This is a genomic window from Enterobacter sp. C6 (genome assembly GCF_008122455.1).
In the GTDB taxonomy this organism is placed as follows: domain Bacteria; phylum Pseudomonadota; class Gammaproteobacteria; order Enterobacterales; family Enterobacteriaceae; genus Enterobacter; species Enterobacter pseudoroggenkampii.
Window position 1 is genome coordinate 11,271 of sequence record NZ_QPFW01000218.1, and the last position, 26,989, is coordinate 38,259.

Annotated in this window: 25 protein-coding genes, 1 other RNA gene and 2 pseudogenes; 16 read left to right on the top strand and 12 right to left on the bottom strand. The window is 49.9% G+C overall.

All coding sequences use genetic code 11. The annotated features are described in order from the left end of the window. The first annotated feature begins 130 nt into the window (after nucleotides 1-130). From DOU50_RS11770 to DOU50_RS11780, 3 genes are read left to right on the top strand one after another with little or no spacing between them, the layout of a single operon-like run. The gene (locus DOU50_RS11770; protein ID WP_194266141.1) at nucleotides 131-682 is read left to right on the top strand and encodes a YfiR family protein; all 552 of its coding nucleotides are present in this window, start codon (nucleotides 131-133) and stop codon (nucleotides 680-682) included. Then, nucleotides 675-1,895 carry a diguanylate cyclase DgcN gene (gene dgcN / locus DOU50_RS11775; protein ID WP_148769442.1) on the top strand — a complete coding sequence of 407 codons (1,221 nt, stop codon included), beginning with the start codon at nucleotides 675-677 and terminating at the stop codon, nucleotides 1,893-1,895. The genes DOU50_RS11770 and dgcN overlap by 8 nt, the downstream gene beginning before the upstream one ends. 12 nt (nucleotides 1,896-1,907) lie before the next feature. Continuing rightward, on the top strand, nucleotides 1,908-2,393 hold the full coding sequence (locus tag DOU50_RS11780) for an OmpA family protein (protein ID WP_024908339.1): 486 nt from the start codon (nucleotides 1,908-1,910) through the stop codon (nucleotides 2,391-2,393). Nucleotides 2,394-2,395: 2 nt separating this feature from the next. Here DOU50_RS11780 and DOU50_RS11785 read toward each other — a convergent pair whose 3' ends face one another. The 7 genes from DOU50_RS11785 to ffh form a co-directional block, all read right to left on the bottom strand. Then, nucleotides 2,396-3,766, bottom strand: a complete 1,371-nt coding sequence (locus DOU50_RS11785; RefSeq protein WP_148769443.1) for a PepSY-associated TM helix domain-containing protein — start codon at nucleotides 3,764-3,766, stop codon at nucleotides 2,396-2,398. A gap of 39 nt (nucleotides 3,767-3,805) precedes the next feature. Then, complete coding sequence (locus DOU50_RS11790) at nucleotides 3,806-4,210, bottom strand: DUF2946 domain-containing protein (protein WP_024908337.1); 405 nt, start codon at nucleotides 4,208-4,210, stop codon at nucleotides 3,806-3,808. 132 nt (nucleotides 4,211-4,342) lie between these two features. Continuing rightward, nucleotides 4,343-4,690 carry a 50S ribosomal protein L19 gene (rplS, locus tag DOU50_RS11795; protein ID WP_002914145.1) on the bottom strand — a complete coding sequence of 116 codons (348 nt, stop codon included), beginning with the start codon at nucleotides 4,688-4,690 and terminating at the stop codon, nucleotides 4,343-4,345. A 43-nt stretch (nucleotides 4,691-4,733) separates the two neighbouring features. Beyond that, a complete protein-coding gene (gene trmD / locus DOU50_RS11800) occupies nucleotides 4,734-5,501 on the bottom strand; it encodes a tRNA (guanosine(37)-N1)-methyltransferase TrmD (protein WP_014832949.1) in 768 nt (255 codons plus the stop codon). A 31-nt stretch (nucleotides 5,502-5,532) separates the two neighbouring features. Continuing rightward, nucleotides 5,533-6,072: a ribosome maturation factor RimM gene (rimM, locus tag DOU50_RS11805; protein ID WP_032645319.1), complete on the bottom strand. Its 540-nt coding sequence runs from the start codon at nucleotides 6,070-6,072 to the stop codon at nucleotides 5,533-5,535. Between the two features lie 15 nt (nucleotides 6,073-6,087). Continuing rightward, nucleotides 6,088-6,336: a 30S ribosomal protein S16 gene (gene rpsP / locus DOU50_RS11810; protein WP_003863133.1), complete on the bottom strand. Its 249-nt coding sequence runs from the start codon at nucleotides 6,334-6,336 to the stop codon at nucleotides 6,088-6,090. A gap of 116 nt (nucleotides 6,337-6,452) precedes the next feature. After that, the gene (gene ffh, locus DOU50_RS11815) at nucleotides 6,453-7,814 is read right to left on the bottom strand and encodes a signal recognition particle protein (RefSeq protein WP_014884878.1); all 1,362 of its coding nucleotides are present in this window, start codon (nucleotides 7,812-7,814) and stop codon (nucleotides 6,453-6,455) included. A 166-nt stretch (nucleotides 7,815-7,980) separates the two neighbouring features. On the opposite strand from ffh, the gene DOU50_RS11820 reads away from it, so the two are divergent. Together DOU50_RS11820 and DOU50_RS11825 are read left to right on the top strand one after the other, a co-directional pair. Beyond that, the gene (locus tag DOU50_RS11820) at nucleotides 7,981-8,772 is read left to right on the top strand and encodes a cytochrome C assembly family protein (protein WP_014884879.1); all 792 of its coding nucleotides are present in this window, start codon (nucleotides 7,981-7,983) and stop codon (nucleotides 8,770-8,772) included. An 18-nt stretch (nucleotides 8,773-8,790) separates the two neighbouring features. Beyond that, nucleotides 8,791-10,077 (top strand): HlyC/CorC family transporter, encoded by a 1,287-nt coding sequence (locus DOU50_RS11825; RefSeq protein ID WP_032640969.1) that lies wholly within the window; start codon nucleotides 8,791-8,793, stop codon nucleotides 10,075-10,077. A gap of 52 nt (nucleotides 10,078-10,129) precedes the next feature. On the opposite strand, the gene grpE is transcribed toward DOU50_RS11825, so the two are convergent. Further along, nucleotides 10,130-10,723, bottom strand: coding sequence for a nucleotide exchange factor GrpE (grpE, locus tag DOU50_RS11830; protein ID WP_032646909.1), 594 nt, complete (start codon nucleotides 10,721-10,723; stop codon nucleotides 10,130-10,132). Nucleotides 10,724-10,845: 122 nt separating this feature from the next. On the opposite strand from grpE, the gene nadK reads away from it, so the two are divergent. The 3 genes from nadK (at nucleotide 10,846) to bamE (ending at nucleotide 13,948) form a co-directional block, all read left to right on the top strand. Further along, nucleotides 10,846-11,724: an NAD(+) kinase gene (nadK, locus tag DOU50_RS11835; protein WP_008502500.1), complete on the top strand. Its 879-nt coding sequence runs from the start codon at nucleotides 10,846-10,848 to the stop codon at nucleotides 11,722-11,724. Nucleotides 11,725-11,809: 85 nt separating this feature from the next. Continuing rightward, nucleotides 11,810-13,471 (top strand): DNA repair protein RecN, encoded by a 1,662-nt coding sequence (gene recN, locus DOU50_RS11840; RefSeq protein WP_090418274.1) that lies wholly within the window; start codon nucleotides 11,810-11,812, stop codon nucleotides 13,469-13,471. A gap of 138 nt (nucleotides 13,472-13,609) precedes the next feature. Then, nucleotides 13,610-13,948 (top strand): outer membrane protein assembly factor BamE, encoded by a 339-nt coding sequence (bamE, locus tag DOU50_RS11850; RefSeq protein WP_023308883.1) that lies wholly within the window; start codon nucleotides 13,610-13,612, stop codon nucleotides 13,946-13,948. A gap of 103 nt (nucleotides 13,949-14,051) precedes the next feature. Here the strand turns inward: bamE and DOU50_RS11855 are convergent, their stop codons facing one another. After that, nucleotides 14,052-14,339: an RnfH family protein gene (locus DOU50_RS11855; RefSeq protein WP_023308884.1), complete on the bottom strand. Its 288-nt coding sequence runs from the start codon at nucleotides 14,337-14,339 to the stop codon at nucleotides 14,052-14,054. Continuing rightward, a complete protein-coding gene (locus tag DOU50_RS11860; RefSeq protein ID WP_024908332.1) occupies nucleotides 14,329-14,766 on the bottom strand; it encodes a type II toxin-antitoxin system RatA family toxin in 438 nt (145 codons plus the stop codon). Before DOU50_RS11860 ends, DOU50_RS11855 begins: the two co-directional genes overlap by 11 nt. A gap of 156 nt (nucleotides 14,767-14,922) precedes the next feature. Here DOU50_RS11860 and smpB point away from each other — a divergent pair, with 156 nt between their 5' ends. From smpB to DOU50_RS11890, 5 genes are all read left to right on the top strand, one after another. Next, nucleotides 14,923-15,405: an SsrA-binding protein SmpB gene (gene smpB, locus DOU50_RS11865; protein WP_008502505.1), complete on the top strand. Its 483-nt coding sequence runs from the start codon at nucleotides 14,923-14,925 to the stop codon at nucleotides 15,403-15,405. An 89-nt stretch (nucleotides 15,406-15,494) separates the two neighbouring features. Further along, nucleotides 15,495-15,858: a transfer-messenger RNA gene (gene ssrA / locus DOU50_RS11870) on the top strand. Nucleotides 15,859-16,024: 166 nt separating this feature from the next. Then, a complete protein-coding gene (locus DOU50_RS11880; RefSeq protein WP_194266142.1) occupies nucleotides 16,025-17,272 on the top strand; it encodes an integrase domain-containing protein in 1,248 nt (415 codons plus the stop codon). Between the two features lies 1 nt (nucleotide 17,273). Beyond that, nucleotides 17,274-17,918 carry a hypothetical protein gene (locus DOU50_RS11885; protein ID WP_148769444.1) on the top strand — a complete coding sequence of 215 codons (645 nt, stop codon included), beginning with the start codon at nucleotides 17,274-17,276 and terminating at the stop codon, nucleotides 17,916-17,918. Nucleotides 17,919-18,532: 614 nt separating this feature from the next. Next, nucleotides 18,533-24,262, top strand: a complete 5,730-nt coding sequence (locus tag DOU50_RS11890; protein ID WP_148769445.1) for an ATP-binding protein — start codon at nucleotides 18,533-18,535, stop codon at nucleotides 24,260-24,262. Nucleotides 24,263-24,380: 118 nt separating this feature from the next. On the opposite strand, the pseudogene DOU50_RS11895 reads toward DOU50_RS11890, so the two are convergent. Both DOU50_RS11895 and DOU50_RS11900 read right to left on the bottom strand, forming a co-directional pair. Further along, a pseudogene (locus DOU50_RS11895) lies at nucleotides 24,381-24,533 on the bottom strand (IS3 family transposase); the annotation flags it as partial. 88 nt (nucleotides 24,534-24,621) lie between these two features. Continuing rightward, nucleotides 24,622-25,131 (bottom strand): hypothetical protein, encoded by a 510-nt coding sequence (locus DOU50_RS11900; protein ID WP_117077281.1) that lies wholly within the window; start codon nucleotides 25,129-25,131, stop codon nucleotides 24,622-24,624. A gap of 228 nt (nucleotides 25,132-25,359) precedes the next feature. Here DOU50_RS11900 and DOU50_RS23855 point away from each other — a divergent pair. From DOU50_RS23855 to DOU50_RS11910, 3 genes and pseudogenes are all read left to right on the top strand, one after another. Beyond that, nucleotides 25,360-25,683, top strand: a pseudogene (locus DOU50_RS23855) (hypothetical protein); the annotation flags it as partial. A 375-nt stretch (nucleotides 25,684-26,058) separates the two neighbouring features. Beyond that, nucleotides 26,059-26,274: an AlpA family transcriptional regulator gene (locus tag DOU50_RS11905; protein ID WP_004853144.1), complete on the top strand. Its 216-nt coding sequence runs from the start codon at nucleotides 26,059-26,061 to the stop codon at nucleotides 26,272-26,274. 35 nt (nucleotides 26,275-26,309) lie between these two features. Next, nucleotides 26,310-26,989 (top strand): DUF927 domain-containing protein (locus DOU50_RS11910; protein WP_148769447.1); only part of this gene is annotated, 680 nt, incomplete at its 3' end.

The following is a 26,989-nucleotide window of genomic DNA, read 5'->3' on the forward strand; positions in this document are numbered from 1 at the left end:
TTATCCACCGGAAAATACACAACAGTAGGATTTAGCTTAGGTTGGCCTCATGCTATTTCTGACATAATGACGGATCTGATAAACAATGGTATTCTGCCCACAACTCTTAAGGACGTCTATTTCCGGAGCGATGTGGCGGATTCTGGTGAGAAATTCATTCTTGATCTCTTTATTCCGACTCACTCTGGTGTTAATGCTGTTCCTTATGGTGGGCCCAACGACGGCAGGCGCACTTACGGAAACGGATAAATCGGTACGCTCAATTGTCTCAGGCATTGTGAGCTATACGCGATGGCCGTCACTTACCGGGCAACCTAAACTCTGCGTCTACGCCACTTCTCACTATACGCATGCCCTCAGCGGCGACGAAGGGCACAACGAGTTACCTTATACCCCCGTTATTGTACATAACGATCGGGAAGCCCTGGCCGCGACGTGCGATGCGATTTATTTCGGATCTGAATCACCGGCAAAACAACTTGAATTAATAAGTCAATATCAGGGCAGAGCGTTGCTATTAATCTCAGAGCAAAATCCGGAATGTGTAATTGGCAGTGCCTTTTGCCTGATGATCGATCGCGGCCAGGTACGGTTTTCCGTCAACCTGGATGCATTGACGCGCAGTGGCGTAAGAGTCAATCCGGATGTATTAATGCTGGCACGGAATAAGCAGCATGGATAAAGATTTCACTTCAACATCACGTCCGACGTTTAAAAGAACATTGAGGCGAAACAGCATGATAAGCGTCATTATCACCATGACGTTAATATGGCTGTTGCTCTGTTTTGCCTCCGTCGTAACCTTAAAACAATACGCGCAAAAGAATCTCGAATTAACCGGCGCCACAATGAGCCACAGCCTGGAAGCCTCGCTGGTTTTCAACGACTCGCTCGCGGCCAGCGAAACGCTTGCCGCCCTGGGCAAACAGGGGCAGTTTGCCGCGGCGGAGGTGATTAACGCGCATAAAAAGCGGTTCGCCTACTGGTCCTGGAACCCGGAGGATAACAACGACACGCTGGGCGCACTGGTCAGTCGCTGGCTTTTCCCCGTACCGGTTGCGCAGCCCATCATGCATAACGGCTTAACGATCGGCGAAATCCGCCTTACCGCACGCGACAGTTTGATCAGCCATTTCATCTGGACGTCGTTTGCCGTACTGACCGGCTGCATTCTCTTTGCCACCGTCGTCGCGCTCATCATCACCCAGTCTTTGCATCGTGGAATGGTCACAGCCCTGCAGAACATTACCGACGTCGTGCATGACGTACGCACGAACCGCAACTTTTCCCGCCGGGTGAAAGACGGCCGTATCGAAGAATTTCACCAGTTCGGCGAGGACTTCAACAGTCTTCTGGATGAAATGGAAGAGTGGCAGCTGAAGCTTCAGGCGAAGAACGCCCAGCTGTTGCGTACCGCCATGCACGACCCGCTTACCGGTCTTGCCAACCGTGCGGCATTTCGTAACAGCATTGCAGCCTTAATGAACGACCCTTCAGCTAAAACAAACTCGGCCCTGCTCTTCCTCGACGGTGATAATTTTAAGTTTATTAACGACACCTGGGGACACGCGGCAGGAGACTGCGTGCTGATTGAAGTCGCCAGCAGGATGATGGAGTTTGGCGACAAACGTCACCAGGCATACCGGCTTGGCGGTGACGAATTCGCCATGGTGCTGTACGGCGTGCACTCTGAGCTTGAGGTTCAACACATTTGTGCTGCGCTTTCGCAGCAATTTATCCGTCCGTTTGATCTTCATAACGGACAAAAAGCATCGATGTCACTCAGCATTGGCTTTGCTCTGGCGTGGGAAAATGCTTCCGTGGAAGCATTACTGGAGAGGGCTGACCGCAACATGTACCAGGTTAAAAACCAGCGTACGAAAACAATAAGTTAGAAAGGAAATTCTATGTTAAAACGTTACTTCGCGCCGATAGTATTGGCCTCACTGATTCTGGCAGGCTGTCAGTCGCCGCCGGAAGGCAAATTCACTCCTGAGCAAATTGCGGCGATGAAGTCTTACGGTTTTAACGAACTGAACGGTGACTGGTCGCTTGGCATATCGGACACCATCCTGTTTGATAAAAATGACGCCAGGCTGCGCCCGGAAAGTGAAACACAGATCCAGTCCATGGCCTCTCGCCTGGCGGAAACCGGGCTGAACCACGCGCGAATGGACGGTCACACGGATAACTACGGGGAAGAAAGCTACAACGAAGCGCTGTCGTTAAAACGCGCCAATGCGGTGGCCGAAGCCTGGGCTAAGGGTGCAAATATCCCGCGCAGCAATCTCACCACGCGGGGATTAGGTCAAAAATACCCGGTTGCGAGCAACAGTACCCCCCAAGGGCGCGCTGAAAACCGCCGCGTCGCAGTGGTTATCAGCACGCCATAGGGTTATTTAGCGGATGATTCGGCGAGCGTCACCCTGGTTGCCGCTCGCCAGCGCAGCCAGTCCACCAGAACAAACAGCGCCAGACTCGCGCCCATGATCGGCAGGGCCAACCCCAACAGTACGCTGGTTACCACCGTAACGCCTCTTCCCCATCCTGACAGCGCCAGCCAGCTCTGACAAAGCGTCAGTACCGGACTCACTGCCGATTGCGCCGGGCGACGCATCCACCACATCCGGTATCCCCAGATAATGAGCACGCACAGGGAAAGACCAAACGCCACGAGCAGCAGCTGATTTACCAGCCCAAATAAGATCCCCATATGGAAATCCACGCCCCAGCGGGTCAGTTTTGCCATTAGCGGGAAATCCTCGAATCGGGTTCTGTCCAGAACCTGCATCGTAGAAGGATCAACCGCAACGGCATCGACCTGGGTCGGCCAGCTGCGATCGATTTCCGTCACGATCCAGGCACGATCCATCGTTTTCGCCGGGCGGATCTCCAGCCTGTTGGCATCAATCCCCGCTTTACGCGCCGCGCTTAACACTCCGTCAAACTGCGTCAAATCCATCGCCATTTCCGGCATCATCATCCCACCGTGATGACCACGGTGTTCGGCATGTTCATCCATAACCTCATGTTGGCCGGATAGCGTCGTGTTCACCTGCGGGGTGAGCCAGTTCATCTCTGCCCGCAGCTTATCCACGTTCCCGCCAGCCCACTGGGACCAGGTCAGGCCGGTTGCGGAGAACAGCAGCATTCCACCCAGCAGAACCCAGCCCAGCGTCACGTGCACCCGACGCCGGTTCTGGAAGCGATTGTTGATCCGCCGTTTGGGTCGGGTATAAAACCACAGGGCAACACCGCCCAGCGCGGCAACCCACATCCACGAGGCCGCAAGCTCGCTGTAAAGGCGCCCAATGTCGCCCAGCATCAGAGAAGTATGCAGGTAATCAATGGTCTGACGCAGGGGTAAAATCCCGCTGGTGCCGTATACCGTCAGATCTCCCAGCACCGCCAGGCTCACCGGATCGATAAAGATAGCCCGGTTCTCCGATGGCCCAAGTTTCGGGTCAGCGAACATCACGCGGGTGGTTTCGCCCTCAACCAGCCCCGGACGCACGGCGTGCAAACGTAAATCTGATCCAACGGTTTTTTCCGCCGCGGCGATTTGTTCTGCCAGAGGCTGCGGCTCGCCCACGGAATCCGCGTGGAGCGCGTGCCGGTAGAGTGCGTTTTCCAGCTGCGGGGTCGCCACATATAGCGTCCCGGTCAGCGCGGCGAAGAAGATAAACGGGCCGACAAACAGCCCGACGTAGAAATGGAGGCGACGCAGCAGGTTTCCCCATGCCGCGCGCGGAGTGCAGGTAGTCATACTTTTCCTTTTTAAGGCAAAAAGTTATCGATTTTGTTTTTAAAGGGAAAAAGCAGACTGTCGCGGCGGCGCGCGGGTATCAGGGTAAAGCCAGGGGAAGAAGTGCCAGTGGTTGACCGCCTGACGCGGCGGCTTAACGCGAAGCCTCTGCAGCACCACGCTGAGCAGGATGATGAGCGCCAGCATCACGCCAGGGACATGCGCTAACAACACGCAGTAGCCGCACGCTTCAGCATGGTCGACAGGCATCGTGTGCGGCATATCGCCGTGATGCTCGTCCATCGACATCATGCTCATGTCATGATGCATGCCCGGCATGGCGCTCATGGGATCTTTCTGCAACGAGACGGAGATAAGCGGTGCTACCACGATCAGCAGGATCGCGAACAGCGCGGTCAATGCCGCTGCGCGTTTCCGGTCAGGCTGATGCAGTACGTTATCCACTTCCCCTCCATTCAAGAGGCAAGCATTGTAAATGATTTATGACAAAAGGGTTAACGCGAGAGGTGCGATGGGATAAAAAAAGGGCCAGCCTTTCGGCCAGCCCTTTCTAACAGGATGTCGCTTAAGCGAATCTTAGTTCAGACGCTCTTTAATACGAGCAGACTTACCAGTACGCTCACGCAGGTAGTACAGTTTAGCTTTACGTACAGCACCACGACGTTTAACAGCAATGCTGTCAACTACCGGAGAGTGAGTCTGGAAGACACGCTCAACGCCTTCGCCGTTGGAAATTTTACGAACAGTGAATGCAGAGTGCAGACCGCGGTTACGAATAGCGATAACCACGCCCTCGAATGCCTGCAGACGTTTTTTGGAACCTTCAACAACCCATACTTTCACTTCCACGGTGTCACCTGGACGGAAGGAAGGTACGTCCTGCTTCATCTGCTCTTGTTCAAGTTGCTTAATAATGTTGCTCATAATTTAATCTCTTATCCTGGGTAAACTGATATTCGGGAGCGTATTACGCATTCCCATCATGTTCATGCTGCTGGTGCGCGTGTTCAGTTTTGAACTCGGCCAGCAACTTTGCTTGCTCTTCAGTCAGAGCCAGGTTTTCCAGAAGTTCAGGTCTTCTAAGCCAGGTTCGGCCCAGCGACTGCTTCAAACGCCAGCGACGTATCTCGGCATGGTTTCCAGACAGTAACACCGCCGGTACTTCCATCCCTTCTAACACTTCAGGACGAGTATAGTGTGGACAGTCCAGCAACCCGTCAGCAAAGGAATCTTCCGTTGCCGAAGCTTCATGGCCCAGAACCCCCGGAATGAACCGGGCGACGGAGTCAATCAGCGTCATTGCCGGTAACTCACCACCGCTGAGAACGTAATCGCCGATAGACCATTCTTCGTCAATCTCGGTTTGAATTACGCGCTCATCTATCCCTTCGTAGCGCCCACAGACCAGAATCAGCTTTTGATTCGTCGCCAGTTCGCTCACGCCCGCTTGATCAAGCTTGCGTCCCTGAGGTGACAGATAAATCACCTTTGCGCCTTCACCTGCCGCGGCTTTTGCTGTGTGAATGGCGTCCCGTAAGGGTTGCACCATCATTAGCATCCCCGGTCCGCCGCCGTAAGGACGATCGTCCACGGTACGGTGCCGGTCATGAGTAAAGTCACGAGGACTCCAGCTCTGGATGCTCAGCAGGCCATTCTTTACTGCCCGGCCAGTTACCCCGTAATCGGTAATCGCGCGGAACATTTCAGGAAACAGGCTAATTATGCCAATCCACATAGCGCCGTCTTTTACCGTTTATCCGGAGAATTTAAAAACCAGGATCCCAATCTACTTCAATGGTTTGAGTAGTGAGATCGACTTTCTTGATAACCTGTCCATCGAGGAACGGGACCAACCGCTCCTTGATGCCAAATGCATCTTTCAGGTTTGCCTTAATGACGAGAACGTCATTCGACCCGGTTTCCATCATATCGATGACTTTCCCCAGGCTGTAGCCTTCGGTAGTGACTACCTGGCAACCCATAAGGTCTTTCCAGTAGTAGTCGCCCTCTTCCAGCTGTGGCAACTGCGACGAATCCACGACAATTTCACAATTAGTCAGCGCATTCGCGGCATCACGATCGTCAACGCCTTTCAGCTTGATGATGATGTCCTGATTGTGGTGACGCCAGCTTTCCAGCTCGACCTCTTCCCACTTACCGCCTTTCTGGATAAACCAAGGCTGGTAATCAAAAATGCTATCAGCGTCTTCAGTGGAGGAAAACACTCTGAGCCAACCACGGATACCGTAGCAAGAACCCATTTTTCCCAATACGATCGGTTCAACAGGTACTTTATTGCTCATCATGACCACCGTGACAGATTAAGCTGCTTTGTTTGCTGCTTTGATCAGCGTAGCAACGCGATCGGAAACAGTAGCGCCCTGGCCAACCCAGTGAGCGATACGATCCAGATCCAGACGAGTTTCTTCTTCTGCGCCAGCGGCCAGTGGGTTGAAGAAACCAACGCGCTCGATGAAGCGACCGTTGCGTGCATTACGGCTGTCAGTCACAACAACCTGGTAGAACGGACGCTTTTTAGCGCCGTGACGTGCTAAACGAATAGTTACCATAACATCCTCTTGTGTGAATAAAACAACCGGGCCCCATCGAGGAACGGAGCCCGGGTGTCATATTAAAAGCCCGAAAATTTTACTCATTTTCGGGCAAAAAGCAATCTCAAAAGCGATTAACGCCCTGGAAAACCGGGAGGCATCATCCCTTTCATGCCGCGCATCATCTTCGCCATGCCGCCTTTCTTCATTTTCTTCATCATGCGCTGCATGTCGTCGAACTGTTTCAGAAGGCGGTTAACGTCCTGCACCTGCATGCCGCAACCGGCTGCGATACGGCGTTTACGGGAACCTTTGATGATATCCGGGTTTGCGCGTTCTTTGAGGGTCATCGAGTTGATGATCGCCTCCATACGCACCAGCACCTTGTCATCCATCTGCGCTTTCACGTTGTCAGGGATCTGGCCCATGCCCGGCAGTTTGCCCATCAGGCTGGCCATGCCGCCCATGTTTTTCATCTGACGCAGTTGCTCAAGGAAGTCGGTGAGATCGAAACCGTCACCTTTTTTCAGCTTGCTGGCCAGCTTCTCGGCCTGCGCGCGGTCAACCTTGCTCTCGATATCTTCGATCAGCGACAGTACGTCGCCCATGCCGAGAATACGGGAGGCAATACGGTCCGGGTGGAACGGCTCCAGCGCTTCGGTTTTCTCGCCCACGCCGAGGAATTTAATCGGCTTACCGGTGATGTGACGAATAGAGAGCGCCGCACCGCCGCGGGCGTCACCGTCCACTTTGGTCAGCACCACGCCGGTTAACGGCAGCGCTTCGTTAAACGCTTTCGCGGTATTCGCCGCATCCTGACCGGTCATGGCGTCGACAACGAACAGGGTCTCTACCGGGTTGATAGAGGCATGCACCTGCTTGATCTCGTCCATCATCGCTTCGTCGACGTGCAGACGACCGGCGGTATCCACCAGCAGCACGTCATAGAATTTCAGCTTCGCCTCTTTCAGCGCGGCGTTAACGATGTCGACAGGCTTCTGCGCCACGTCGGACGGGAAGAAATCCACGCCAACCTGCTCTGCCAGGGTTTCCAGCTGTTTGATCGCCGCCGGGCGATAGACGTCCGCAGAGACCACCAGCACTTTCTTCTTGTGCTTTTCACGCAGGAACTTACCCAGCTTACCGACGCTGGTGGTTTTACCCGCACCCTGCAGGCCCGCCATCAGCACCACGGCCGGTGGCTGAGCCGCCAGGTTAAGCACCTGGTTCTCTTCGCCCATCGCCGAAACCAGTTCATTACGAACGATTTTGACGAACTCCTGACCCGGGGTCAGGCTCTTGTTAACTTCATGACCAACCGCCTTCTCTTTTACGCGGTTGATAAAATCGCGAACAACCGGCAACGCGACGTCTGCTTCCAGCAGCGCCATGCGCACTTCGCGCAGCGTTTCCTTGATGTTCTCTTCAGTAAGGCGTCCGCGGCCGCTGATGTTGCGCAGCGTGCGCGACAAACGATCGGTTAAATTATCAAACATTGTCTCTCGCCTGAGTAGAAACGTTGGGCCGCCATGGGCGACACATACACAGAATTTTGCCGGAGTATAACATGAAGGCGTCTTTGTTGTTATGCAACGGTTGGAGCAGGCGTCACGTAACGTTATACTGCTTCTCTTTCTTATTAAGACAACTGTCGATGCCTATATGCCTGTTTTCGCACTGATCGCCCTTGTTGCCTACTCTGTCAGCCTCGCGCTGATCGTTCCCGGACTGCTGCAAAAAAACAGCGGCTGGCGGCGCATGGCTATTCTTTCTGCGGTCATCGCACTGATTAGCCACGCCTTTGCGCTGGAATCACGCATCATTCCCGGCGACGGCAGCGTGCAAAACCTGAGCGTCCTCAACGTCGGCTCGCTGGTCAGCCTGATGATCTGTACGGTGATGACCATCGTCGCGTCTAAAAATCGCGGCTGGCTGCTGCTGCCGATTGTCTACACCTTCGCGCTGATCAATCTGGCCCTCGCCACCTTTATGCCTAATGAGTTTATTACGCATCTGGAGGCTACCCCGGGGATGCTGGTGCACATCGGCCTGTCGCTCTTTGCCTACGCGACGCTGATCATCGCCGCGCTTTACGCCATGCAGCTCGCATGGATTGACTATCAGCTGAAAAACAAAAAGCTGGCCTTTAACCATGAAATGCCGCCGCTGATGGTCATTGAGCGCAAGATGTTCCACATCACCCAGGTGGGCGTGGTGCTGCTGACGCTGACGCTCTGCACGGGCCTGTTTTACATGAAGAACCTGTTCAGCGTGGAGAATATCGATAAAGCGGTGCTCTCCATCATCGCGTGGTTTGTCTATATTGTCCTGTTATGGGGCCATTATCATGAAGGCTGGCGCGGTCGTCGCGTGGTCTGGTTCAACGTCGCGGGTGCGGGCATTCTCACCCTTGCCTATTTTGGCAGCCGCTTCATACAGCAATTTGCTGGCTAAGAAACAAAGGAGTTCCCCCTGGAACACATCTCTACCACCACGCTGATCGTTACGCTGATCGTCATGGTGGTCATCTCCGCCTATTTCTCCGGCTCGGAAACCGGCATGATGACCTTAAACCGCTACCGGTTACGGCATCGTGCTAAACAGGGTAACCGTGCCGCACGCCGCGTTGAAAAACTGCTCCGCAAGCCGGATCGCCTGATAAGCCTGGTGCTCATCGGCAACAACCTCGTCAACATTCTGGCCTCTGCCCTCGGCACCATCGTCGGGATGCGCCTGTACGGCAACGCCGGGGTGGCGATTGCCACCGGCGTGCTGACGTTCGTGGTGCTGGTGTTTGCCGAAGTGCTGCCGAAAACCATCGCCGCGCTTTACCCTGAGAAAGTCGCCTACCCGAGCAGCTTCCTGCTGGCACCGCTGCTAATCCTGATGATGCCGCTGGTCTGGCTGCTGAACATGGTGACGCGCGTCCTGATGCGGATGGTGGGGATCAAGGCCGATGTCACCATCAGCAGCGCGCTCAGCAAAGAAGAGCTTCGCACCATCGTGCATGAATCCCGCTCGCAGATCTCCCGACGCAATCAGGACATGCTCCTGTCGGTGCTGGATCTGGAAAAGGTGAGCGTGAACGACATCATGGTGCCGCGTAACGAAATCGTCGGTATCGACATCAATGACGACTGGAAAGCCATCGTTCGCCAGCTGACGCACTCCCCGCACGGGCGCATTGTGCTCTATCGCGACTCGCTGGATGACGCCATCAGCATGCTGCGCGTGCGCGAAGCCTACCGTCTGATGACCGAGAAAAAAGAGTTCACCAAAGAGGTGATGCTGCGCGCCGCCGACGAAATTTACTACGTGCCGGAAGGAACCCCCCTCAGCACGCAGCTGGTGAAATTCCAGCGTAACAAGAAGAAGGTTGGCCTGGTGGTCAATGAGTACGGCGATATTCAGGGGCTGGTGACGGTCGAAGATATTCTGGAAGAGATTGTCGGGGACTTTACCACCTCAATGTCGCCTTCCCTCGCGGAAGAGGTCACCCCGCAAAACGACGGATCGGTGCTGATTGACGGCAGCGCGAACATTCGCGAACTCAACAAAGCCTTTAACTGGCATTTGCCGGAAGATGAGGCTCGCACCATTAACGGGATGATTCTGGAAGCGCTGGAAGAGATCCCGGCGGCGGGCACGCGGGTGCGCATTGAGCAGTACGATATTGATATCCTGGACGTGCAGGACAATATGATCAAGCAGGTGAAAGTCCTGCCCGTTAAACCCCTGCGCGAAAGTATCGCGGAGTAAGGTTATAGGCCGGGTGAGGCGAACGCCGCCACCCGGCACTACGGATAGCGAATTACGCTTTCGCTTTCGCCACGGTTACCATCGCAGCGCGAATGGTACGGCCGTTCAGGGTGTAACCTTTCTGCATTACGCCCAGCACTTTACCGGCTTCAATCTCTTCAGATTCAACCATCGCAATCGCCTGGTGAACGTTTGGATCCAGCGGAACGTCGGTATCGGCAATTACTTCCACGCCAAACTTACGCACCACGTCGAGCATGGATTTCAGCGTCAGTTCGATACCTTCGATCATTGCCGCGTTGTCCGGATTAGCTTTGTCAGCCACTTCCAGCGCGCGATCGAGGCTATCGATTACCGGCAGCAGTTCGTTGACGAATTTCTCCAGCGCAAATTTATGCGCCTTCTCAACGTCCTGCTCGGTACGGCGACGCAGGTTTTCCATTTCTGCCTTGATGCGCAGAACACCATCGCGTTCGCGATTCTGTGCTTCTACCAGCTGGGCTTCCAGATTCGCAATTTTTTCATCGCGCGGGTCCACCTGCTCAGCAGATGCGTCTGGCTCTACAGCCTCAACTTCATCGTGCTGTTCCGTGATAATTTCTTCAGGGGCTTGCCCCTCAGGCGTTTTCTGTTCTTTACTACTCATGAATTTCTCCGCGTTTTTCTGCATTCATCTCGCTAACTTCGCTTATTATGGGGATCAGTTTCCGGGATTCAAGGGAACAAGACAGATTGTCATCATTCATCAGGCACAAGGACCTCCAGAAAATGAATAATCATTTCAGGTGTATTGGGATCGTCGGGCATCCGCGTCACCCTACCGCACTAACGACACATGAAATGTTGTATCGCTGGTTGTGTAGCAAAGGCTATGAAGTGATGGTCGAGCAGCAGATTGCTCAGGAGCTGCAGCTGAAGAGCGTCAAAACCGGCACGCTGGCGGAAATAGGCCAACAGGCCGATCTCGCCGTGGTGGTGGGCGGCGACGGCAACATGCTCGGCGCGGCCCGCACGCTGGCGCGTTATGACATTAAGGTCATCGGCATCAACCGTGGCAATCTCGGCTTTTTAACCGACCTTGACCCGGACAATGCGCAGCAGCAGCTGGCCGACGTGCTGGAAGGCCACTATATCAGTGAAAAACGCTTTTTACTGGAAGCGCAGGTGTGCCAGCAGGACTGCCAGAAGCGCATCAGCACCGCGATTAACGAGGTGGTCCTTCACCCCGGTAAAGTGGCGCACATGATCGAGTTCGAAGTTTATATCGACGAGATCTTTGCCTTCTCCCAGCGTTCTGACGGGCTGATTATCTCCACCCCGACCGGCTCAACCGCCTACTCGCTTTCTGCCGGCGGCCCGATTCTGACGCCCTCATTGGATGCCATTACCCTGGTGCCGATGTTCCCGCACACGCTCTCCGCCCGCCCGCTGGTCATCAACGGCGACAGCACGATCCGTCTGCGCTTCTCGCACCGCCGTAACGACCTGGAGATCAGCTGCGACAGCCAGATAGCGCTGCCGATCCAGGAAGGTGAAGATGTGCTTATTCGCCGGTGTGATTACCACCTGAATCTGATTCATCCGAAAGATTACAGCTATTTCAACACATTAAGCTCGAAGCTTGGCTGGTCAAAAAAATTGTTCTGATTCTGCATCCAGTACTTTACTGTATAAAAAACCAGTTTATACTGTATGAAAACACAGTTATGGTTTTTCATACAGGAAAACAATTATGCTGGCACAACTGACCATCAGCAACTTTGCCATTGTTCGTGAGCTTGAGATCGATTTCCACAGCGGCATGACGGCGATCACCGGGGAAACCGGTGCAGGTAAATCCATTGCCATTGATGCCCTCGGCTTGTGCCTTGGCGGCCGCGCAGAGGGCGATATGGTGCGCATGGGCGCCAACCGTGCCGACCTGTGCGCCCGTTTCTCCCTGAAAGACACCCCTGCCGCCCAGCGCTGGCTGGAACAGAACCAGCTCGAAGATGGACGTGAGTGTTTACTCCGCCGCGTCATCAGCAGCGACGGCCGTTCCCGCGGTTTTATCAACGGCACGGCGGTTCCGCTTTCCCAGCTTCGTGAACTCGGCCAACTGCTTATCCAGATCCACGGTCAGCATGCGCACCAGCAACTCGTCAAACCCGAACAACAGAAAGCGCTGCTGGATGGCTATGCGGGTGAGTACGCGCTTACTCAGCTTATGGCGGAACACTATCGCCAGTGGCATCAAAGCTGCCGCGAGCTCGCCCAGCACCAGCAGCAAAGCCAGGAGCGCGCCGCACGTGCGGAGCTGCTGGCGTACCAGCTTAAAGAGCTGAACGAATTCAACCCACAGCCGGGTGAGTTTGAGCAAATCGACGAAGAGTACAAACGCCTGGCGAACAGCGGTCACCTGCTCTCAACCAGCCAGAATGCGCTTAACCTGCTGGCGGATGGCGAAGACGTGAACCTGCAAGGACAGCTGTATAACGTCCGCCAGTTGATTACCGAACTGGTCGGCATGGACAGCAAGCTTTCAGGCGTCCTGGATATGCTGGAGGAAGCGGCTATTCAGATCTCCGAAGCCAGTGACGAACTGCGCCACTACTGTGAACGTCTGGATCTCGACCCGAACCGTCTGTTTGAGCTGGAGCAGCGTATCTCCCGTCAGATTTCACTGGCGCGCAAGCACCACGTAACGCCGGAAGAGCTGCCGGGCTACTATCAGTCTCTGCTGGAAGAGCAGCAGCAGCTTGACGATCAGGCTGACTCGCAGGAAACCCTTTCTCTGGCGGTGAACCTTCACCATGAACAGGCCCTGGCGACAGCGCAAAAGCTGCATGAAATCCGTCAGCATTACGCCCAGGAGCTAAGCCAGCACATCACCGACAGCATGCACACGCTGGCGATGCCGCACGGTGTATTCACCATTGATGTCCGCTTTGAAGAGAATCACCTGACGGCAGAAGGTGCGGACCGCATCGAGTTCCGCGTCACTACCAACCCGGGGCAGCCGCTGCAGGCTATCTCCAAAGTGGCCTCCGGCGGTGAACTGTCGCGTATTGCGCTGGCAATTCAGGTAATTACCGCGCGTAAAATGGACACCCCGGCGCTGATTTTCGATGAAGTGGATGTCGGCATCAGCGGCCCAACGGCGGCGGTGGTGGGTAAACTGCTGCGCCAGCTAGGAGAATCAACGCAGGTGATGTGTGTCACCCACCTGCCGCAGGTCGCGGGCTGTGGTCATCATCACTTTATCGTCAGCAAAGAAACCGACGGTGAAATGACCGAAACGCACATGAAGCCGCTGGATAAACGTGCGCGCCTGCAGGAGCTGGCACGCCTGCTCGGCGGCAGCGAAGTCACGCGTAACACGCTCGCGAACGCGAAAGAACTGCTGGCGGCATAAACTTTTTCGGGATCTCAGGGTCATACAGAACAACAAAAACGCCGCCAGACCGGTTTCAAAGTGGGGCAAGGTCTATTATCATCGGCATATTACATATGAGCCGCGTTCTGCTCGGGCCCGAAAAGGAATCAAATCACTATGCGTTGTAAAATGCTGACCGCTGCCGCTGCGGTTCTTCTGATGTTGACCGCAGGCTGTTCCACTCTGGAGAAAGTGGTTTACCGTCCTGACATCAACCAGGGGAACTACCTTACCCCTAACGATGTGTCCAAAATCCGCGTGGGGATGACACAACAGCAGGTCGCTTATACACTGGGAACCCCGATGATGTCCGATCCGTTCGGCACTAACACCTGGTTCTATGTATTCCGTCAGAAGCCGGGCCACGAAGATGCGACCCAGCAGACCCTGACGCTGACCTTCAGCAGCGCCGGTGTGTTGACCAACATCGACAACAAGCCTGCCCTGACCAAATAATCAGAAGTCAGAAATGCAAAAAGGTGCTCATTGAGCACCTTTTTTGTATTTCTTTTATCCCCTCGCCCCTTTGGGGAGAGGGTCAGGGTGAGGGGAAAACACGCTACTTACCCGCCTTCTCCGCACGCTGACGACGCAGCTCTTTCGGGTCGGCAATCAGCGGACGATAAATCTCTACCCGGTCGCCCTCTTTCAGCACATCCCCCAGCTTCACCGGACGGCTGTAAATCCCGACTTTATTCTTCGCCAGGTCGATATCGCTGCGAAGCTCAAGGATGCCGGACGCGCGGATAGCTGCCTCAACGGTTGCTCCCTCTTCCAGCGTCACGCGCTGCAGGTACTGTTTCTCCGGCAATGCGTACACCACTTCTACAGCTATCTTATGCGACACTGTAAACCTCTTTGGCGCGGGTGGTGAACGCCTGAACCATATTGGACGCCAGCTCTTTAAAGATGCGGCCAAACGCCAGCTCAATCAGCTTATTGGTAAATTCAAAGTCCAGCTGGAACTCGATGCGGCAGGCGTCAGCGCTCAGCGGCGTAAACTTCCAGCCTCCCATCAGGGTTTTAAACGGACCATCTACCAGATGCATCAAAATACTCTGATTGCTGGTCAGCGTATTGCGGGTGGTGAACGTCTTGCTGATCCCCGCTTTAGAGACATCCACCGCCGCGGTCATCTGCGTCGGCCCGGACTCCAGAACGCGGCTCCCGGTGCATCCCGGAATAAATTCTGGATAAGACTGAACATCGTTCACTAACTGATACATTTGTTCCGCGCTGTAAGGCACAAGCGCAGTACGGCTAATCTGAGGCATAGCATTTCCCATGGTCACACAACGGACAAATAATAACATTTATCACCTGTTAAAAAAACGCTAAGCCTCATCTCGTGCTAAGATAGCGCGTTAGACCTCACAGGACGCAATGAGGTGACTTTTTGAAATCAGATTACCGACGGCTTTACGACACTTATGACGAAGAAAAAAGCACATAAACCAGGCTCGGCGACCATTGCGCTCAACAAGCGTGCTCGCCACGAGTATTTCATTGAAGAAGAATTCGAAGCTGGCCTTGCGTTGCAGGGCTGGGAAGTAAAATCGCTGCGCGCCGGGAAAGCCAACATCGGCGATAGCTACGTGATCCTGAAAGATGGCGAAGCCTTCCTGTTCGGCGCGAACTTTACACCGCTGACCGTCGCCTCCTCACACTACGTGTGCGACCCTACGCGCACCCGCAAGCTGCTGCTGAACAAGCGTGAGCTGGAATCCCTCTACGGACGCATCAACCGTGAAGGTTTCACCGTGGTCGCCCTGTCGCTGTACTGGAAAAACGCCTGGTGCAAAGTGAAAGTTGGCGTCGCGAAGGGTAAAAAACAGCACGACAAACGTACAGACCTGAAAGAGCGTGAGTGGCAGCTCGACAAAGCGCGCATCATGAAAAACGCAGGACGTTGATTCTGCACACTTATTGTACTATTCAATAAGTTAGCGTTCCGGGCTGGTATCCAGGAAGTGAAATCTGGTATACTTAGTTCAACACTATTGGGGCTGATTCTGGATTCGACGGGATTTGCGAAACCCAAGGTGCATGCCGAGGGGCGGTTTGCCTCGTTAAAAGCCGCAAAAAAATAGTCGCAAACGACGAAAACTACGCTTTAGCAGCTTAATAACCTGCTCTGAGCCCTCTCTCCCTAGCTTCCGCTCTTAAGACGGGGATCAAAGAGAGGTCAAACCCAAAAGAGATCGCGTGGAAGCCCTGCCTGGGGTTGAAGCGTTAAAACTAATCAGGCTAGTTCGTTAGTGGCGTGTCTGTCCGCAGCTGGCGTGCGAATGTAAAGACAAACTAAGCATGTAGTACCGAGGATGTAGAAATTTCGGACGCGGGTTCAACTCCCGCCAGCTCCACCAAACATTCATTCATGATGCATCATGAACCTTAAAAAAGCCTGCAACTTCAACGAGTTGCAGGCTTTTTTGTTGCATGTGTGGTCATGATCTCTGTATGAATCTTGAGCATTATGTATCTTGTTTTGCACCGCGTTGCCAGAACGCTAAAAAAACAAGGTGCAAAAACATGCCTAAGGTATTGAAATCCCTAACCAATACCGAGATCGCTGCCGCCAAGCCGCAGAAGACCGAGTATATGCTGCGCGATGGCGACGGACTGGCGTTGTTGATTAAGCCATCCGGCAGAAAGATCTGGTACTTCGAATACACTCCCCCGGCGCTGAAAAAACGGACCAAAATCAGCATTGGCCCCTATCCGGTAGTCACCCTCGCCATGGCGCGAGATTTCAGGTTGCAATACCGGCGTTTACTTGTGCAGGGCATCGACCCACAGGCCCATCTGGAGCAGGTTGCAGAAGAGCAACGACTCCAGAATGAATGCACGCTGGAAAAAGTTGCGGAACAGTGGCTCAAAGAGAAAAAACGGACCAGCGATCTTAGCGAAGATCACGCCAAAGATGTCTGGCGTTCGCTGGAGATGCACGTCTTCCCCTCTCTGGGCAGTACGCCCGTCACCGAGATCCGCCCAAAGATGCTCAAGGAACACCTCACACCGCTGGAAGAACAGGGCATCCTCGAAACGCTGCGGCGAGTCATCTCACGGCTCAATGAAATCTTCCGCTTTGCCATCTCCGAAGAGCTCATCGAGTTCAATCCGGCTGACAACCTGGTCGCCCGCTTCAAGAAACCGAAAAAGCAGAACATGCCCGCCCTTCACCCCAGTGAACTGGGCAGGTTGATGCTGGCCTTACAGAACGCTTCTATCCGCAAGGAAACCCGCTGCCTTATCGAATGGGAGCTACTGACCTGGGTTCGCCCCGGCGAAGCCGTCAGCGCCCGCTGGTGCGACATCGACATGAAAAAAGCGGAATGGCGCATCCCCGACACCTTTATGAAGATGAACCGTTCGCACACGGTGCCGCTCAGCAAACAGGCGCTGCGCGTTCTTCAGGTTATGGAGCCCGTTAGTCGCCATCGCCCGTGGGTCTTCCCCAGCATCCGCAAACCACTGGAGCACATACACCAGCAAACCGCGAACGCCGCACTTATCCGAATGGGGTTTGGTGGCGAGCTGGTCGCCCACGGCATGCGCAGCATCGCCAGAACGGCGGGCGCAGGTCATTTTCCCCGTGAAGTCCTGGAATCTGCGCTGGCGCACCAGAAAGAAGATGAGATCGAAGCGGCCTACAACCGCAGCGACTATCTGGAACAAAGGCGACCGCTGATGCAGTGGTGGGGAAACTACGTTGATGCTGCCAGACGGCAGGCATTGCTCGGTGAAGAAGAACCGCTGCGGATCGTGGAAGGAGAATAATGTGACCAGTCCCATTCGTCAGAATCTGTTTGAACGGGAATGTGATATGCCGCTGCTGGAAGCGCGGCATCTCGCCCTTCTGCTTCTCGGCCTTGATGCTTCCCAACCTGCAAACGCCCTGCCGGAAGAACATCAGGAGAATTACCGTATCCTGCACGACGCCATCAGCCGCACCATCAAAGCCACAGGCATGGTCAGCACCCCTGCAAACAAACGTATGTTCTATGCCGATGAGATGTTCGCGCTGGCCTGGCGGCTTATTGATGACGAACTCACGCCGCCAGAAATTAAGGCCCGCAGCCTGAAGGCGGTGATGAAACTGTCGCGTAACGGTCGTGGTCGCAAGTGGCTGAAGACGCTCGGCGACGACGCGCTACCGGATCTCACGGCTTCAGCACAACCTTCCCAGCGTGGGATGCATAAACGCGACAAAGCGCGGGAGAATACTGCCCGACTCTGCTGGCTACTGGTTCAGCTTTTGGTAGAGGAGACTGATGGGCGTTATGGTACGTCTGATAAACCGGCTTCGGATCGGATACTTCGAAAGCTGAAGGCTCTGGCTCAGGAACAGGAATTGCCGTCGGATGGGCTTGGGCGAGGGACGTTTTATGAGGTGCTGAAGATGGGAAGGGAGAAGAGAACGTAGATAGGTCCTCCCAGTGTCGGGTAATAGAGAACCGATTAAGCTCTGAATCCTCACACGTATAGTCGGCTTCGTGTAAGGACATATCAATTGCTTTCGGCTTGAGGCTCGCGTTAATTGCCAGTGACCTGCAGTGTATTCTTTTCAGTGGCTTAGACGAGTCCCCTGCGGCTGAGAAAGTCGCGTTGTCAAAAGAGTGTTTCTTTAATGTTAATTTCGTCAACACGGAGAATAGAAGACATGTTGAACCCCTCAATTTCTGATCTGGCAAGGTTGTATGGAAACTCAACTCCAGAAGAACTTTTCGAGTACATTTGCCGGATAACTGATGATACTGGTCGAGATTATTCTTCAATAATTCATGGGCGTTGCTTACCGCATTCTGCAGTGCGTGAGTTGAAATCGAAGCAAAATTAACCAAAAATAGTTAATTAGTTCAGCTTAGGGCTGATTGCTACTTTCCTAGCACAGCCTAAGATATGTGTGTGCCAAAAACGGACATAGGTATGGATTTTGTCTGTTTCTCCTTTACGTATTCGATAAAATTGATTGAAAATTAAGTACTTCAGTAGTAGGTTTAAGTAAGTTGCGATCGTAAAATATGGATTGTTATTTTGATGAAACCGTCAAAAATTAAACCCTCACAATTAACACGTGTTGGATACACATACCAAGACCTTATGTGTATTCGCACATTGATCAATTGGTTTCACGATCCAGAGAAATACCAGTGGATAAGCATAGAAGGTAATCAAGGGCTTAATCATGTTAAGAGCCTTGATGATGTTATTTGCTTTACAGCCAGTGGAGAATATGAACTCTATCAGGTCAAATTTACAATTGATTCTGAACGTGACGATTTACATTTAGATTTCGCTTGGCTACTCAAGAAGAAGGATAAGGGCACATCCCTTATCGAAAAATGGTCAGCAGATATAGAGAAGTTCGGTTCCTCCAGCACAATAGCGATTGCTAAGCTTATTACAAATAGAATACCTGACCAAGTTTTATCAAATTGCCTAATAGATAAAAAAATTGATTACTCTCTCGTTCCGGAAGACGTCAAATCAAAAATATTAGCTCAACTTGGTAGTGAAGAGAAGTCCATAGCTTTTTTCGAAACTCTTATTTTCGAACATAGCCAAAAGGAAATTGATGATTTAGAGTTGCACCTACGTGACTCGCTTGTACCAGACCACGCAAATGAAGAAAGTTGGCTTCAGTTATTAAAAACCGTTGAGCGTTGGGCTTCACGAAAAAGAGAACCGGCACCAGATGGCAAAATCTACCTTAAGCATATACATGAAATTTTAACGCTCGGCTCCAAAAAAACTATTTCTCAGTTTTTTGAAATTCCTGGCGGCTACAAACCACCAACAGATGAATTTCATAATGAAATTCTTAACGCTACAGCTAACCCTGGCTGCCATGTTATATCAGGATTACCCGGAATGGGGAAAAGTACTTTTCTATCCTTTTTAACTGACCAGCTAATAGAATCGAAAACGCCTGTTATCCGACATCATTATTACTTATCCCCTCAGTTTATTGGCGACAGAATTGCTTTTAATAATGCAGCTCATTCACTACAAAGCCAGATTAGAACACTTTATCCCAATGACTTCGATAGCGATAAACTTGATTCTCAACATCTAGAGGCCTGGATAAGCAAGGCAGTAATTAAAGCTGAAGAAAATGGCAAAACTCTAGTTATAATTATTGATGGATTAGATCATGTTTATCGTGAAAGATCGGATATTAGCCAACTCGAACATTTAGTTAATCGGATTACCCCTTTTAAAGGAAAAGTTTGTTTGCTATTCGGAACACAACCAATAAGCGACGAGCATCTTCCCAATTCCCTCTTACGTTCAGCTCCAAGAGAACATGCCTGGATAGATATTCCATCTATGGGGCTTGATGCTATAAAGTCGAGACTCGACTTTATAGCATCGAACAATGAAATAAAAGTAGCAGGCAATAAATATCACAAACAAAATAAAATAGTAGAAATTTCACAGGCTCTACTCGACATTTCTCATGGATATCCCCTTCATATTATTTACTCTTTAAACAGTTTGCAGTTAGCAGATAAAAATATCAGTAAATATGATGTGGAACGACTACCAACTTGTCCTGATGGCGATATTCATGAATATTATGAGAATCTATGGGTATCACTATCTGAAGGAGCAAAAGAAATTCTTCTGCTTATAGCAAATGCAGATTTTTCATGGCCTGATAAAACCCACATCAGTTACTGTTTTGAAGATAGCCTAACTTTCCAAACCAGCTTTTCAGAAATTCAACACCTCATTGAACAAAGACTAAGTGGGATATATCCTTTTCATAGCAGCCTATTCGTATACCTAAGACGCAAAGACGCCTTCGTTCAATCAAGAGATAGGTTAAATAGAATTTCTAAAATTTGGATCAATACACATGCTCCAGAGTATTGGCGGTGGGGTTGGGAATGGATCATTGAAGCTAACCTCGGGAATATCACCCCACTTTTTCAAGGTGTAGATAGGGACTGGCTTGTTCAATCTCTCTGCAATGGTTATCCTCTAGAGCATATAGAACATATATTCAGTGTTGCAGAACGTATCGCATTTGATCAAAACCTATATTCTGAGTTGTTGAGACTGCGAATTTTGAAAACAAGGCTATTAAATGGGCCAGAGTTTCAAATACAGAATTTTAGCGATTTTCTGGACTGCTCATTAAGCATCTCGCACGATAATTTTGGTCTTCTTTGGCGAGCGGACAATCTAAGGATTATCCCGGACAATGAAATTGTTATTATTGCTAAGCATTTTCAAGGAAGAGATGAAAGAATAGTAGATGCGTGCACCAATGAAATCTCTCGTCGAGTACACTTTTATGCTCGGCTAGATGACTCTAATCATTATCAAACATTGAACAGCCTTGTAGATGATTATCTTCATACGCTAACCAGCCATAGTAATCCCGACTTAGCTGTTATAAATGCTTTCTATGAAACACTTATTGACAAGGCTTCATCTTTCACCCGAATTGTCGAATTGCTCATTCAGTATGGCCATAGACACTTACTGGTTGATTTATCTCTATTTGACGTCCCGGATGATATTGCCTCAGCAATCTGCGACGAAGTCGTTTTGGCTGCAAGCATCGAAGGCGTAACTATCAATGAGGAAAACTCCTTATTTGATAGCACTGATTCAAGCATATATCTGCTTTATCAGTTTTTAGCCGGAAACGACATAGAAATAGACCAACTTAAGGAAATTGAATGCCCTGTTGAGTACGAACATACACGTCACCTTCCTTTTTATGAGCACTTTTTTAGAAATCTTATAGTAAATTTAATAATATCAACCGAATTTAATGCTCCGGAGTTAACTGCACCCACAGATATTCAGGGGTTCCTCAATAATGCTTGGGCGACATTCCAATATGCCGCCTCAAAAATTGCAAAAAATATAAAAGAAGGCCACAATTTTGAAATTTCTAATTTGTATGAATCATTTGACTTACTAGAACAACCAGATAAATTATTGATGGGTTATCAAATCGATACTATCTTATTCAACATTCGAAAATCCTTAATAAGAATTGCCATTCACCTAAATATTTTATGCAACTCCATAAAAGCATTTTCAAATATTGACATAAATCAGTTTGATACACTATCAATGAGCAATTGGTGGGATTCTAGGGTGTTTTTTGATATTTCCTCTAAAAATGCAATTTTCAATTTCCCTAAAGATTATATTGCTCAGGAGTTTAAAAAGTATTTTGATTCTGAAATACTACGCAGAGATGATACTGCTACGCTGGCCAACGATAGCCTTGACCTAGCAAAATTGGCAACCAATTTAGGCCTGTATAATGAAGCAAGAATGTTTCTTGAACGTGCCGCATTCAATATAGTCGGATATGGCCATAGAAAGGACATTACTTTACATGAGGTTTTTGAAGCGTTACAAGAATGCTCTGATTCCAACTACCCTCAAGTTTCTGATTGGCTAAAACGAGTAGCAACTTTTACAACTGATGTATTTGATTTTTCAGAACGAGAAATTCGACATATTCCTAGCCTGTTCACAAAATTATTGGCGAAACACAACCCAGAACGCCTTGTTGACGAATTTGACTATCATCTATCAGAAGAGAATTGGCATAGAACACATCTTATTTTTGAAAATTTCGTAAAGACATTTCCACTTACTACGCAGTCAGAGCACTCTTTTCTTAGATGCATGACAACAGTTGATGCAATGGCTGCATTAGATGAAAGAAGCAAAGACAATGATGTTCTGAAAGGTATTTACGAAGAGCAGTGCAAAGTTCTTGGAGGTATGCCCCCACAACCAAGAGAGTATTCCTCCACTAACGAAGATGTCGTTACAGATTGTCCTGATGTATCCACCATATCACCTGCTAATCTTAATGATTTTATTGCAGCCTTACATTTAGTTTCATACCAGATTCGTGAAGAATTTATTTCGAACTGGATAGGTTATTGGGTTGATAAAGGCCATGCCCGCACGATTATCACTTCTTTCAGCGACTATTACAATCAAAGTAAATCAGACTATGAACTGAATCGATGCTTACACCATATTTTCTTGTTGAGCAAAAAAACCGAAGGCAGGAAAGCAGCTTACAAATGGGCTGTAAGAAATATAAAATTAAATAACTGCTGGAATCCTTATTATTCATCAGGGTCAAAAGAAGCCTTAAAAGAATATGGAAATACTTACAGCGAGCAATGGGAAAATCTTCTTCGTGATACGATGGCACCAGACTCTGCCAGCTTACAGAGAGATGAGAATATAGTAGTTCCTTCCACTCACCTTGTTACTTATTTGGCCTCTGCTGGACAGGTCGCTCTGGCAACCGAAATTACTGAAATTATGGTCACTAGCCTTGAGGGCGATATTGCACATCTTCCTTTGACCAAACTGTACTGGTATGATGATCCTGTATCATTCGAAAATATTCCATTTCATCTAATTCTATTACATTTTAAATGGCCCGACAGATACGCCAGGCTCCTAACAGCGAAGCAGATAGCAGCTTTATTACAAAACGACTCCAGTATCAAATTTCGTTCTTTGTATCTGAGTTTTCTGGAAAAACAACCCTATGAGGTTGATGTCATTGATTATCTATCTGTTTTATTACTTATCGAGGATCACTCATTTACTAAAGAAGAAATAACCAAATGCATTCATCACCCTTCTCTTATCTCTGATGAGATTCTATATTCTCTGGATTTAGACATTGAAAGAAGGAATGATTTTTCGGTTCTCTACTCTGAATTTTCAGATGACTTAGAACCGAATAAGAACAAATATAAAAAATATGCTAATGGCCTTGCATTGAGGTTTATAGGCATTATCGATGAGCTCGAAAATAAATACCAAATCCAACTGTTGAGGCATTTTTTCCTTGAATGGGAGCAAATCCACAACGCGCATGCTTGTTATATTTTTAAACCTCATAACTTTGCAAGTGAACAATTTTACCCTCAAGACAAGATTTTCTGTAGTTTTTCATGGCGAGCAGAAGTATCCATTTTATCTGCTTTTGTCAGAACATTAGCGTATGCTATGCAAAAGCACTCCTTACCTGCCGAACTTTGTTTGGCACATGCCCAAGAGGTTTTACCATTCGGTTCTATTGCTGTAAATCTTTCTCCTTCTGACTCACCATACAATTGGCCCGTAATAGAAGATTTAGAAAAAGACGATCATTTGCCTGATCAGAAAGAACTTGAACGGTATTTGGAAAATTTTTCCGCTTCTGCTGATGAAATATTACTTTATGCCAACGGCCCCGTGCTAAGAAATCACTCTGGAATATGCCTTGATCTAAGGGTTATTTTAGTCAAACTTCGAAACTCTGAAATTGACGATCCTAAGGCAATTTTTGAGTCAATAGATTATATGCGAAATTCTGAGCAAGGGATTTTCCCTTTAGCAAAGAAGAGCTGGCCTTCCTCCTTTGGAAGATGGGAAATTGACTGGTTAATCAGAGGTTATTTTCGACCGACCTACTCCGTAGGAGATTTACCTTTTAACTCCGTTAGGCAAAGCGATTATCACATAGAGTATTTCGGCGGAAATATACATAATGGAACCTGGAGATACTGGGTCAACCAGTGGTATCCAGTTTATCACGCTGGTGTAGGCAACTCTCTTGGAACTTATTTTACAGTTTCTAACGATTTTTTAAAAAAACTAAAAGGACACACTGGCGGCAATTATTATTTAATTGGCGAGATGACTTGTGTTGACAGGCGTAATTTCTCTAACTCTGCGGAGTCAATAAAAACCTATTCCATTTTTCCGATATAGACATTATGAATATTATCCCTCTAAATGGCCGCACCTAATACCGCTATACGTGCCATTTAATGACATGTGGTGGCTGCGAAAAAGCATCACATCGCAAGCCTGATGTTGTAGTGGTCAACTTAAACTGCGAAATACTGTCCAGAAAATGCATGACCTGCACGCCTGAAATCCGAAAGGCAATAATGACCGCCAGGCACTTCTTCTTAAAATCATCCACGCAGATAAGGAGCTTTATCCTACGTCCGGTGACCAATGAATCCATAACGAAATCCTGAAATCCATCGACCAGTCAAGGCATCTATGGAAGTGAGTCTACTTAGATTATAATTGAAATAGACTCCTCTGCTTCGTATAGCTAATTAGGCTCCGAGAAAAAGATATCTCCCGCTATATGGCATAATTATTTGTAGCAATTCAATTGCGTTCCGAAGGTTTTCTACCTGATCATTTAACAACGTGATGTCCTTGATACCGTGAAATAAATTATTTCGATATCTATAGACAATTAAGAGACACACTTCTATTTTATCTTCAAAAGAAGTTTCTTTATTTATCAGTACATCAAGTGATTTCTCAATTTGCGAAGCTTCTCTAAAATATAGGTAATGGAAATGCTCTGTTGGTTCACCGCTTTCATGTATATAGCGTTTAGACCAATATGCTAACTGGGAGTCGATCGCATCTGTTGGCATTTCCCTTGCGACTCGTTTTGAAAGAACCCCAATCCGATCTACAACATTCTCATTATGAGCTTCTGAAGCCTCAAAAATTGACCACATAAGAGTGAAGTCGGATACTACCTCGAGTGTATCAGGTTCAAGTGGTGCTGAGTGTTGAATGTTTTGTTGAATCCAATCAGATACCTTCACTGATAATTTCCTTAAGATAGAGCATTTATTCAGTATAAATTTTGAGATTTTAGTCAAGCAATTAAGTCGGACACGGGTATGGCATGTCCTTATAAGACAGATGTCATTAGGCAAATGATATACTGGGATTTTTATAACTGATATAGCAAAAGATGAAATTTTGTATGAGATTACAAGTGGAAAGGGCCTTGTTGAATAAATCGAACTTTTGGCAGATGTCAGGATCAGATCACCAAATTCCGTTCTTGTAGCGTTATATCATGGCAAAAAACGTTCAAAATCAATGAATTGTGCACCTTCATCAAGGCACTCGTCAATCGTGGTCGCTGACATTTCGGCTTGATGAGTCAAGCATTCAGGCATGGTACGATGACCCAAAAACTGCTTCGCGGGGGGGACCCGCAACGTTATTCTGAACTTGTCATTTCCCCTCTGATGAATCTCCCGCTTCGTTGTCCGGCTCATTCCAGCGTTAGTAAGCGGGCTAAATCCGTCGGCATCCCGTTTAAAAACTCCACGAGAGACACGATTGCTCACCTGGTTATCAATTCTAAGCCAGCGACTGACTAGTTAGAAGGCATCGTGATCAGGAAGTCCATAACCTGCACTTAATCACAACATCTTGTAGCCCTAACAACCGCTCCTTGCCCAGGACTGACAGTGGGATAGCGACAGCTATTGTGAAGTGTTTGTAGTCGTGCGTTGCCATTCGTTAACCTCAGCTTGCAGTACTCTGATTGAGCAAGAGAAAATAAAATCATTTATTTTCAATTATTTATTGAAAAACCATCAGTTCAGGCAGCAAATAAAACATTTCCGGACTCATTACTTTCTATCCGGACTCCACTTTTTCACCCGGACCTATACCTCCCCTCCGCCGTTCCGCGCTATAACCGCCTCGACACTCTGTTCCCGTGAGGTGCAATCATGAAAACCCGTGTTGACAGTAACGATGCTTTTCCCGAAAGCGGTAACGTGCGTATGCGGCAGGTGGTCCAGTTTCTGGCGATGAGCGAATCGTCAGTTTACCGCCTGATTAAAGACACCGATTTTCCCCGCCCCGTCCACCTCTCTTCCCGACTGGTGGTTTTCGATGCTGCTGAAATCCGCCAGTGGCAACAGCGCCGCGCCGCCATCCGTTAATCCATGCTCAGGGATGAGCCGACCGATACCCCATCATGAAACGCGCTCCTTTTCTCTGTAAGCAGTCTCCGGACCGCACGCTCGAAGTGGTGATCCTTGCCGGAAGCCTGGCATGGGAGACCTCACGCGCCTGGCGAAAAGATCCCAACCGGGAAGATGATGTTCCTCCGGTGGTGCTCGGCCCGAATGAACTGGCCGAACTGGACAACCTGACCATAATCAGGCCCGACACGCTCTACGTCCGGGTACTTCGCACAGGCGATATCCGCGAAGAGGAGTTGCTGAAAATCGCCGTAAAACTGGCACATGCGGATGTGCAGATGGCCCGACTGATGACCCCTGACGGTGAGTTACTGGAGAACTGGAGCAGTCAGCTTGCACGCCTGCGACAGGAAAGGCCTTCCGACATCTTGCCGGATCACTTCCGCCTCGATGAAGAGGCGCTGTGGTTTGACAAGCTCACCGAACGACGCGACGGCGAAAGCGACGTCCAGCCCCAGCGCATCTGTTCCCCTCTGCGCGTCACCGCTATCACCTGCGACAGCCATGACGGCAGCTATGGCCGCCTGCTGGAATGGCACACCACCACCGGGCAGTTACGGCGCTGGGCCATGCCGATGGCGATGCTCAGCGGTAACGGCGAGGAGCTGCGGCGCATCCTGCTGGAGAACGGCCTGACCTATATCTCCACCCGCCCCGCCCTGCGCAGCCTGCT

Bases quoted from the DNA above. Each gene is read 5' to 3' on its own strand.
- DOU50_RS11770 (WP_194266141.1), top strand. From the start codon at position 131: ATGTGGCGGATTCTGGTGAGAAATTCATTCTTGATCTCTTTATTCCGA.
- dgcN (WP_148769442.1), top strand. From the start codon at position 675: ATGGATAAAGATTTCACTTCAACATCACGTCCGACGTTTAAAAGAACA.
- DOU50_RS11780 (WP_024908339.1), top strand. From the start codon at position 1,908: ATGTTAAAACGTTACTTCGCGCCGATAGTATTGGCCTCACTGATTCTG.
- DOU50_RS11785 (WP_148769443.1), bottom strand. From the start codon at position 3,766: ATGACTACCTGCACTCCGCGCGCGGCATGGGGAAACCTGCTGCGTCGC.
- rplS (WP_002914145.1), bottom strand. From the start codon at position 4,690: ATGAGCAACATTATTAAGCAACTTGAACAAGAGCAGATGAAGCAGGAC.
- trmD (WP_014832949.1), bottom strand. From the start codon at position 5,501: ATGTGGATTGGCATAATTAGCCTGTTTCCTGAAATGTTCCGCGCGATT.
- rimM (WP_032645319.1), bottom strand. From the start codon at position 6,072: ATGATGAGCAATAAAGTACCTGTTGAACCGATCGTATTGGGAAAAATG.
- rpsP (WP_003863133.1), bottom strand. From the start codon at position 6,336: ATGGTAACTATTCGTTTAGCACGTCACGGCGCTAAAAAGCGTCCGTTC.
- ffh (WP_014884878.1), bottom strand. From the start codon at position 7,814: ATGTTTGATAATTTAACCGATCGTTTGTCGCGCACGCTGCGCAACATC.
- DOU50_RS11820 (WP_014884879.1), top strand. From the start codon at position 7,981: ATGCCTGTTTTCGCACTGATCGCCCTTGTTGCCTACTCTGTCAGCCTC.
- grpE (WP_032646909.1), bottom strand. From the start codon at position 10,723: ATGAGTAGTAAAGAACAGAAAACGCCTGAGGGGCAAGCCCCTGAAGAA.
- nadK (WP_008502500.1), top strand. From the start codon at position 10,846: ATGAATAATCATTTCAGGTGTATTGGGATCGTCGGGCATCCGCGTCAC.
- recN (WP_090418274.1), top strand. From the start codon at position 11,810: ATGCTGGCACAACTGACCATCAGCAACTTTGCCATTGTTCGTGAGCTT.
- bamE (WP_023308883.1), top strand. From the start codon at position 13,610: ATGCGTTGTAAAATGCTGACCGCTGCCGCTGCGGTTCTTCTGATGTTG.
- DOU50_RS11860 (WP_024908332.1), bottom strand. From the start codon at position 14,766: ATGCCTCAGATTAGCCGTACTGCGCTTGTGCCTTACAGCGCGGAACAA.
- smpB (WP_008502505.1), top strand. From the start codon at position 14,923: ATGACGAAGAAAAAAGCACATAAACCAGGCTCGGCGACCATTGCGCTC.
- DOU50_RS11880 (WP_194266142.1), top strand. From the start codon at position 16,025: ATGCCTAAGGTATTGAAATCCCTAACCAATACCGAGATCGCTGCCGCC.
- DOU50_RS11890 (WP_148769445.1), top strand. From the start codon at position 18,533: ATGAAACCGTCAAAAATTAAACCCTCACAATTAACACGTGTTGGATAC.
- DOU50_RS11905 (WP_004853144.1), top strand. From the start codon at position 26,059: ATGAAAACCCGTGTTGACAGTAACGATGCTTTTCCCGAAAGCGGTAAC.